Genomic DNA, 8,425 nt, shown 5'->3' on the forward strand with positions numbered 1-8,425 from the left:
AGCTGCGTGCTGACGGCGGCATGGCATGAGACGGACACGGGCACGGGCAACCTCCTTCACGACAAAGCGGGAAGGTCAGTCTGCCTCAACCGGCGCCAGCCCGCGCCCATGGGATCTTTTTTGTTCGTCCTCTTCGATCAGCCCTGACAACTCCTGAACTGCCCCAAGGCAGACCCGTCGCCGCGCGAGACGCGCGGCGACGGACGGGCGCGCGAGGCGCGCCCTGCTCGGCCTGAAGAGGCCGAGGAGAGGAGTGGGATTGAGAGAGGTGTCGAAGACAGGGTGTCCGAGACGCCAACCAGGAGAACTACCATGAACATCGGTTCCATCAAGCAGAACGACAACGGCATCTACATGGGCCGCATCTCGACCCTCGCCGTGGCGATGACGATCGCGCTCCGCCCGGTGAACAGCCCAAACCCGAAGGCGCCGCGCTTCGAGGTCCACGCGCTCGGCCCCAACCGCAACTGGGTGCAGGTCGGCGCGCTCTTCGAGCTCCACTCGAACAACACCGGCGAAGCGTTCCTCAACGGCCGCATCGACGACCCGTCGCTGGCTGCGCCGCTGCAGGTCTCGTGCTTCCGCCAGGACGACGGCAGCTACAACGTGGTCTGGTCGCGCCCGACCCGTCGCCGCGACGTCTCGCAGCAGCTGGCCGCGAAGACGGACGAGCTGCCGCCCTTCGGCGACGACGCCGGCGACGCCGGTGACACCAGCGGCGCTCCCGCCGACGGCCTCGGCGAATCCACCGCCGAATTCGCCGGCTGACCTCCCCGGTGTGGGCGGGACCGCTCCCCGCCCGCCTGCACCCCCTCGGGGTCCGTCTCTCCCCCCGGAGACGGACCCCATTCTTTTGCCTGCGCGGCATTACGCCGCCCCACGAAAGGACAAGCCATGGCCGACAACTCGCACTCCATCAGCGTCACCGACGTGATCGGAATTCCCGCTACCGCGACGATCGCACATTCGCCGAACGGCAACATCTGCGGGCTTCGCCTGGCCGATGGCCGGCTCGTCCGACCGTGGATCACTTGGGAGATCGAGGACGCCGGCGAGAACCACCGCGAGCTCGATCACGACGATCTGCTCGCGCTCGGCTTTCAGCCGACGCTCGAGACGGCGATCGCCATCGACCCCGCTTAATGGAACTTGCGATTATGGGAATAGTTGCTATTTTTACTCGGAAGGAGTCGGACATGGCCGCAGCGCGCCCCCTCGAGAGACATGAGCATATCCCGCTCACGCGTTTCCACAACAACACAGGCGAGTTCCTCGACCTGTCGACGCGCACCCCGGTCATCCTGACCAGTCACGGCCGCGAGCGACATGTCATCACCGACATCGAGTATTTCCGGCATCTGGAGGCCGCTGCTAGCGGGACGCTCCTTGCGGCAATGGATCTGACCCCTGTTCGGGCGTCGAACCTCGACCCGGACCAGCGCGCGGCGATCGAAGCCTCCCGGCCCACCGCAGACGAGATCGCCAATGACAAGTGGAACGATTGACCTCCCGAAGGTCGGTCACGTTCTCCGCTACGTCTATCTCTTCGCCAACGAACAGAAAGCCGGTCGCGACGAAGGCGTGAAGGAACGCTTCGTGGTGGTCATCGCGATCGACGGCAAGCGGTACAGCGTCGCGGCGATCACGACCAAGGGCGAGGGCAGGGCCAACGCCTTGCCTTTGCCAGCGCCAGTCGCCACCGCCGGCGGCGTTGCACCAAACAGCAGCGTCGTGACCGACGAGATCAACATCTTCTCCTGGCCCGGATTCGACATACGACCCCTGATGAAGGGGAAGGGCTTCGTTGCAGGCCGCTTCCCGCCAGCCTTCACTAACAGCCTGCAGAGCGCGATACTCAGCGCCCCACACGAGCGGGTCGACCGCGACTGACCGTCGCCAGGCGACAGGTCTAACAGTCAACCTGATCGCATCGTAGTGATTGCCCGCGCTGCGCACGGGCAGGGACGCACCCTTCGGACGCGCCGGACGCCTGCAGCAGTAGCGCCAGCGGGGCGCGACCAGCAGGTTCCGTGGACCGGCTCCCAGGCGGGCCGCTCCGTCATGGTCTGCGCCCAGCATCACTCGATCGGAGGCGCGCTGCAGCCCCGTTGGCGCCGATGCAGATCTCGGGGCCGCGGCGCGGCCGAGACAGTCGGCTGCCCGTTATTCGGTGCCGATCTCCTCGGCGTCAGCGGGTTCGCTCGCTCGGGTTCACTGTCACCTGCGGACCACCACGAACAGCTGCAACCCCTTTAGCAGGGCCGTGTTGCCGCTTCGCGGCTGCCCGCACCACCCCAGCGAAAGGGGTTTCCCTGCGCTTCGCTCCGGTGCCGCTGCCCGCGGTGCCCCGCTCATCGGTGACACCCGGCGGACGACCCGCTGGACAGCCAAGGAGGCACCCGATGAACAACGTCAACCTGGTCGGCCGTCTGAGCCGCGACCCCGAGACCCGCAACGGCAACACCACCGTCACCACCATCTTCGTCGCCACCGATCGGCCGAAGCTGCGGGACGGCAAGACCTACAAGGACGAGAGCGGCTACACCGCCAAGGAAACCGAGTTCCACAAGGTCACCTGCTTCAACGGTCTCGCCACCGCCGTCGCCAACAACCGCAACAAGGGCGACCTGGTCGCGGTCGAAGGCCGCCTCCACTACACCCGCTGGCAGGACGCCGACGGCAACGACCGCTACGGCTGCGAGATCATCGCGGACCGCATCGACTTCTACTGACCCCCGACGGGCGGCGCTTCGGCGCCGCCCGCTTCGTTTCAGGAGCACCGCACATGCCGCATACCGACCTCTTCGACGATCGCGACATTGCCCGCGCGACCCGCAAGCTCGCTGCCCTGCAGCGCCACGCCGAACGGCGCGATCGGTTTCTCGACGCGCTCGATTTCGACGCGCTCGACCCGCAAACGCAGCGCGAGATCTGCATGGAGGATCACCACCTCGCGGAACAGATCAGCTTCGGGCCGATCTACCTCTACCACCTCGAGACGCTCGAGGCGCAGCGCGCCGCGATCGCCGCCAGCATACCGCTGGCGGCATGATCGCCTCCCGCGTCAGGCGCGTGTTAACCCACGCCCTCAACCAAATCGCACCGGTCTCGGGTTATCCTGGGCGCATGCTCGCGCTGCTGCGTAAGACCCCGGCCCATAACGGTTTCCCGTTCACCCAGGAGCGGCGCGACCTCATGGAGCGCGCCCGCGAGCAGCTGACCCTCCTCGGGTTCGCCCCTTGCAAGATCGGCGGTATGCCAGGCTTCCGTTACCAATTGCCTGCCGGATATATTGAGGTTTGCTCGACGATCCACACCGACGGGACCACCATGCGGGTCAGCTGGATGGTGACCCTATACCGGCACTCGACCCGGGGCTGGTCCGAAATGCGGACGATCGGCGAAGACCTCGACGCACTCGGGCCGAGCTGCCACACAGCCGTGCTGTCGCTCCTGCGGCCGAACGACGACGATACCGCCTACCGCCCGCGTCGCGGGCGGTACCGCGCTCTACTCCGCTAGGCTCCTCGCGACCCTGGCTACGCTAGGGCCGACTTCGTCGCCAAGCTCCACCGAGCCCCAGCGGGTCTCGGCCCTGCCGGGTCACGATCGACTGGCGGGCAGGGGTGCCTCTTCACACAAGCCCCATCGTGCCACGCGCATCCCGCTATGCGTCAAGGATCCTGCGGCCCGCTGCGCGGCGCCGGCACGCCGGCGTCCCTGACCCGCGTTCCGCGCGCGCCCCTCCGAGCTGTCGATCACGACACAACGGAGGTTAACCTATGTCAGTCTTCAAATCATACGATCGCGCGGTTGCTCATGCCGAAGCCGAAGCCGTCGCCTGGGAAAGCGACATGCACATCGTCGCTGGCGCAAACGAGACGTTCGCCGTCGTCGACGAATTCGACCTGACGCCCGAACAGGACAACGCGATCGTCGACACGATCTTCTTCGAAGATACGGCCGACTGATGCCCGGGGGCGGCGCTTCGGCGCCGTCCCCTTTTTTTGCTGCAAGGCTGCAAGGCGGCGCGCATCGCGCTGCGCGCTGCGCCGCATGACGAGCGGGGCGCTGCGGTCTCGCTTCGGCCTACGGCCTGACGGCCTTCAGCCGAGGCTCGGCGCTTTGGCCCGCCCCGCGGGCGCTCGGTCCCGCCTCGGGGCGCGGCTCGGCCGCGGGCACGGCCGCCGACAGATGCCGGCGCCTCGGCCCGCGACAGTCGCCGCCAGTGCCCCGGGCTCCTGCGGGCGCCGACCTTTCGCTGAGCGCGCCGCGCTTCTGCGAAGCGCCGCGCGGCTCACCAGATCACGCGATAACCGTCTTTCGGTTTCAGAGGGTGCGACTTGGGCGGTGTTTTGGAGGGGCCCGATTTTGGTTTGCCACGAGGGCGCGTAACAATTTCGACCAGCCACAGCTCTTCCCCGCGCTGCTCGAACCGCACGAAGCAAACCTGCTTGCACTCCTTTCCGGCCAGATTGACGTTACCGATCTTGGATTTCGCCGTCGTCTTCACCTCGACCGACACCTGATTCCATACCAGGTCGTATTCGTCGAAAATGTGACTTGCGTGCGTCGCCTTCAGCTCGTGCGCTGCATAGATCTCGCCCAGCGCACCCAAGAACTGACTGGCCAGCTTCGCTGGCCGATTTTCCGCGACGGCCGCGCGCAATTCCGCGCGCGCAGCTGCGTGCCCGTTCAGCACGAGAAGGCAGGGGTGTTGTTGGGTCGACGCCGGCATGATCGGCAAAATAGCCAGACAAAGTGAGGGATTGGTTACGCATCCCGCCTTGGGGCGGGACCGCGCTCTGTTGCGCTAGGTTCGTCGTGCCCTGGCTGCGCCTGGGCCTCCTCACCAAGCTCCACCGAGCCCCTGCGGGTCTCGGCCCTTCGGGTAACGATCGACTTGCGCGACGCCGGGCGTCCTCGCTGGTCCATAGCAGGCGCTTTGCGCCTGCCGGACTGCGCTCAGTCCACCCGGCGCACCCGCCATAAAACAATTATCTCTCTCTCTGATTTGGAAGCATGGCACGCCGGATTGGCGGGCCTCAAGGATCGGTGGTTCCCCCAATTTTCACGCGGCCGACCCTGCAGGCCGACCACGAGAAAATCGGCTCCCCCACCGCCCGCTTCGCGGCGTTAACCGGGGTCCGGCCCAAGGGCCGGCTTCCCGGTTAACGTCCCTGACCCCCTGATCAGCGGCGTGCCGACAAGGACACCTCATCGATGACGATGAGGACATCAACCTTGGAGGCTACCATGAACAAGTTCACCGATTTCACCGCTCTCGCCGCATTCCTCGAAGAGGCTCGCGACCACGGCATCGACACCTCGAACGAGTACGCCAGCAGCTTCATCGAAGAATCCGAGATGGCCAAGCTCAGCGTCGTGTCCGAACCCGAGAAGGCGGACATGCCCGACCCGTTCCAGGTCGAAGCAGCCGTCGACCTAATGATGCGCACGATGTTCGACGTGCTGCGCGACACCCGGATGGAGGAGTTCGCCAAGGATCTCGCGTGGGGCTTCTGCAACAGCTTCCACATGGTGGCGAAGCGTCTCGAAGGACGCGAGGATGACGCCGCCCGCAAGCTGGGTGAACTCGCGCGCACCTTCGACCCCTCAGAGATCTACGCGAACGAACTCGAGGACACGCAGCTGCTCTGCCAGACCCTCGAGGGATGCCGCGCCGCGATGGAGTGCATGCGCGACCACGCCGCCGAGATCTACCGCGTCGAAACGGGTCAGCCGTTCTCCACCGTGAAGGGCAGCCGGGTCTCCACCAAGCTCAGCGCTTCGATGATCGACGCGCGTGACTACCTCGCAAGCCGCGCACGGACCCGCCGCGAACAATTCGCGCCCGAAGGCCCCGTCGTCGCATTCTCCGGAGGTCAGGAGTGGCACGACCACGAACTGCTCTGGGACCGCCTCGACCAGATCGCCAAGCGCATCCCCGAGATGGTCCTCGCAACGACCGCGCAGGCCAAGGGCTGCGACGCCATCGCCACCGCGTGGGCAGCATCGCGCGGCATCAAGGTGGTGCAGTTCAAACTCGACCGCAGCCAGGGAAACCGCGCCGCCTTCGTCCGCAACGACCGCATCGTGAACCTCAAGCCGTTCGAAGCGATCGTCTGCGAAGGCTCGGGCATCCAGTCCAACTTCGCCCAGAAGCTGCGCGCCGCCGGCGTTCCGCTTCACATCTTCCGCCGCGCCCAGCAGCGCTCTGCAGCCGCAGCGTGACGCCCTCGGGAGGAGGCTCCGGGAGACCGGAGCTTCCTCCCTTTTTTTTTGCCTCGCTCGACGTGCGCCCCGGGGGCATCGAACCCCCGGGTCGCACCCGGGACTGATCGCACCGCGATCGGGATGACGCTACGCCCGCTGCACGGCTCGCCGGACGGCCCTGCGGCCGTCTCGGCATCGCCAGCAGCGTCCGCGCCAAAGACGCCCCTCATGGCTCGCCAGGACGCCCCTGCGGGCGTCTCCGGCTTCGCCCGCCGCGTGCCTGGTCGGCACGATTGCGATCGCTCACACCGTCCCGGCTCGCTTGCCCGCATGCAGCCCTCACGGGCTGCGCGGGCCTGCGCCTCGCCGGTCCCGGCACCCATGCGGAGCGCAACATCCCACATGCGTCCCCCCGGCGCCTGCCGCCTTCGGCGACGGCCCGGGGAGAGAGGCGAGGGGGATCGGAAGAGTGAACCATTCGGGAGTTCCGAGATGATCACCTTCACCGTTCGATCCGATGCCGAATTGCGCGCCAAACCGGCCGTCGTGACCGCTCGCCAGCTGGCCGCTTTCCGCGCATTCGCGCGTCAGCATGGCCAGCTGGTCGGCGTCTATGACGACGATGACTTCGGCTATCTCGCCTACGGCTTCGAAGCCCGCGTCTTCCCGTGGTCCTGGGCGACGATAGCCGGCCTGTTCGGGGACAGCGAAGCCGTCATCGCCGTCGTCGAGGAAGCGCAGTTCGAAGGGCTCAACGTGCGCTTCTGGAAGGACGAGGAGTCGGCATCGATCATGATGGGCGTGTCCACCACTCCGGACGGCACCACCGAAATGCAACTGTCGAACGCCAACGCCTACGCACTGCTGGCGGCGATCGGCGCACAGCGCGACGCGACGGGCGAGATCGACCTTGCAGACCTAACGTCCGCGATCACGGATCCCGCGACGCGGCGTTACCTCGAGCGCGAGGGCATGGACACCTACCTCGGACAGCTGGACGCAATGGCGTCGCAGCGTTCGCGAAACGGGAAACGTCTGGTCTGGGCCTAGCCTCCTCCCAGATCGGGCGTCCGGGGGCGTCGGCGGTGCCGGCGCCCCCTTCCATTTGCCCGAAAGGCTCAAGGCTCTGGCGGCACCGTTGCGCCCTCCAAGGAACCAAGGGCTCTCACACATGACTTCCCATTCTGACATCCGCCAGGCAGGCGGCGTCAAGGATCGGCGGTACCCCCAATTTTGACGGCCCGGGCCACTCCGCTTCGCTACGCTACGCTCCGGACCCGAACCGTCAAAATCGGCTCCCCCACCGCCCGCTTCGCGGCGCACGGGCTGCGCCCGCACGTCCCTGACCCCGCCTGCTGCCGAACGTCCCTCATGACCCTGTCAATTTCGACAATCATGGAGGCAAACATGACCCTGCAGCTTCACTACACCGGCACGAACAATTCCGCTTACCTCGACGCTCTCGAAATTGCCGAACGACGCGCTCCGCACAGCTACTTCAACCAGCACATCATTGCCGAGCGAGACGACCGCTTCATCGCGATCGACGAGGGCGACTACAACGCCCTCCCGGCACATCTCGCAAGCCGGGTCATCCACACCATCCCGGGCGGCATGCACGACGAGTTCTGAAACGACAGGGGAGGGGCCGCGCGCCCCTCTCTTTTTGCTTGCTAGGCCAAACGGACACGAGGGGCATCGAACCCCTCGCGTCCGTGTCGTGGCGCAGTCCTGTTGTCGATCAGGCGAGGCGCTTGATCGTCTCGTCCAGACCAAGCGCTTTCATGCGCTTCAGGATCGTGTCCAGCTGGTCCTCGCTGGCCTTCATCAGGACGCTCTTTCCGATCAGCTTCTGACGCTCGGATTGCTCGCGTTCCTGCAACCTTTTCCGGCGCTCGGCCAACTTCGATTCCTCGGCCTCGATTGCCTTGCGCTCGCTCTCAAATGATCCCGCCATTCTCGTCTCTTTCGTGCTTCGTTTTTGGGTGCCTCCGAGCAAACCTTTAGCCGCCTCCCAACGCACATGGAAGCGCCGGGAACTAGCCATGCCGGAAGAGGCATGGGCGACCCAGTTATGTCCGACGGGAGGCTCTGTTGCAAAAATCGTGAAGCTTGAGCATGCTTGGCGGAGATTGGACGGACGGAACGATGACGGATTTCAAGTGGCGCCATTTCCAGGGTGATGTGATCCTGTGGGCGGTGCGCTGGT

General features: G+C 65.9%; 13 protein-coding genes. 11 read left to right on the forward strand and 2 right to left on the reverse strand.

Features of this window, described 5'->3' with window-relative positions:
• Positions 1-312: 312 nt before the first annotated feature.
• The 8 genes from POM99_RS21695 to POM99_RS21730 all read left to right on the forward strand — a co-directional run bounded on the left by POM99_RS21695 (position 313) and on the right by POM99_RS21730 (position 3,971).
• Positions 313-768 carry a DUF736 domain-containing protein gene (locus POM99_RS21695; protein ID WP_053556499.1) on the forward strand — a complete coding sequence of 152 codons (456 nt, stop codon included), beginning with the start codon at positions 313-315 and terminating at the stop codon, positions 766-768.
• A gap of 126 nt (positions 769-894) precedes the next feature.
• The gene (locus POM99_RS21700; protein WP_053556500.1) at positions 895-1,143 is read left to right on the forward strand and encodes a hypothetical protein; all 249 of its coding nucleotides are present in this window, start codon (positions 895-897) and stop codon (positions 1,141-1,143) included.
• Positions 1,144-1,196: 53 nt separating this feature from the next.
• Positions 1,197-1,505, forward strand: coding sequence for a type II toxin-antitoxin system prevent-host-death family antitoxin (locus tag POM99_RS21705; RefSeq protein WP_083455638.1), 309 nt, complete (start codon positions 1,197-1,199; stop codon positions 1,503-1,505).
• On the forward strand, positions 1,486-1,890 hold the full coding sequence (locus POM99_RS21710) for a hypothetical protein (protein WP_053556502.1): 405 nt from the start codon (positions 1,486-1,488) through the stop codon (positions 1,888-1,890). Before POM99_RS21705 ends, POM99_RS21710 begins: the two co-directional genes overlap by 20 nt.
• 512 nt (positions 1,891-2,402) lie before the next feature.
• Complete coding sequence (locus POM99_RS21715) at positions 2,403-2,732, forward strand: single-stranded DNA-binding protein (RefSeq protein ID WP_053556503.1); 330 nt, start codon at positions 2,403-2,405, stop codon at positions 2,730-2,732.
• 53 nt (positions 2,733-2,785) lie between these two features.
• A complete protein-coding gene (locus POM99_RS21720; protein ID WP_053556504.1) occupies positions 2,786-3,052 on the forward strand; it encodes a hypothetical protein in 267 nt (88 codons plus the stop codon).
• A 74-nt stretch (positions 3,053-3,126) separates the two neighbouring features.
• Entirely contained in the window at positions 3,127-3,522 is a 396-nt protein-coding gene (locus tag POM99_RS21725; protein WP_277280848.1) for a hypothetical protein, read from the forward strand.
• Positions 3,523-3,782: 260 nt separating this feature from the next.
• The gene (locus POM99_RS21730) at positions 3,783-3,971 is read left to right on the forward strand and encodes a hypothetical protein (protein ID WP_053556506.1); all 189 of its coding nucleotides are present in this window, start codon (positions 3,783-3,785) and stop codon (positions 3,969-3,971) included.
• 326 nt (positions 3,972-4,297) lie between these two features.
• Here POM99_RS21730 and POM99_RS21735 read toward each other — a convergent pair whose 3' ends face one another.
• Positions 4,298-4,738 carry a hypothetical protein gene (locus POM99_RS21735; protein ID WP_144423760.1) on the reverse strand — a complete coding sequence of 147 codons (441 nt, stop codon included), beginning with the start codon at positions 4,736-4,738 and terminating at the stop codon, positions 4,298-4,300.
• Positions 4,739-5,256: 518 nt separating this feature from the next.
• Between POM99_RS21735 and POM99_RS21740 the strand changes: the two genes are divergently transcribed.
• The 3 genes from POM99_RS21740 (at position 5,257) to POM99_RS21750 (ending at position 7,848) form a co-directional block, all read left to right on the forward strand.
• Positions 5,257-6,234, forward strand: coding sequence for a DUF2493 domain-containing protein (locus POM99_RS21740; RefSeq protein WP_277280849.1), 978 nt, complete (start codon positions 5,257-5,259; stop codon positions 6,232-6,234).
• A 474-nt stretch (positions 6,235-6,708) separates the two neighbouring features.
• Positions 6,709-7,266, forward strand: a complete 558-nt coding sequence (locus tag POM99_RS21745) for a hypothetical protein (RefSeq protein ID WP_277280851.1) — start codon at positions 6,709-6,711, stop codon at positions 7,264-7,266.
• 357 nt (positions 7,267-7,623) lie between these two features.
• Entirely contained in the window at positions 7,624-7,848 is a 225-nt protein-coding gene (locus POM99_RS21750) for a hypothetical protein (RefSeq protein WP_053556510.1), read from the forward strand.
• Between the two features lie 109 nt (positions 7,849-7,957).
• Here POM99_RS21750 and POM99_RS21755 read toward each other — a convergent pair whose 3' ends face one another.
• Positions 7,958-8,173, reverse strand: coding sequence for a hypothetical protein (locus tag POM99_RS21755; protein ID WP_277280853.1), 216 nt, complete (start codon positions 8,171-8,173; stop codon positions 7,958-7,960).
• Positions 8,174-8,425: the final 252 nt, after the last annotated feature.

Origin of the sequence: Novosphingobium cyanobacteriorum (genome assembly GCF_029436685.1) — a bacterium.
GTDB lineage: Bacteria > Pseudomonadota > Alphaproteobacteria > Sphingomonadales > Sphingomonadaceae > Novosphingobium > Novosphingobium cyanobacteriorum.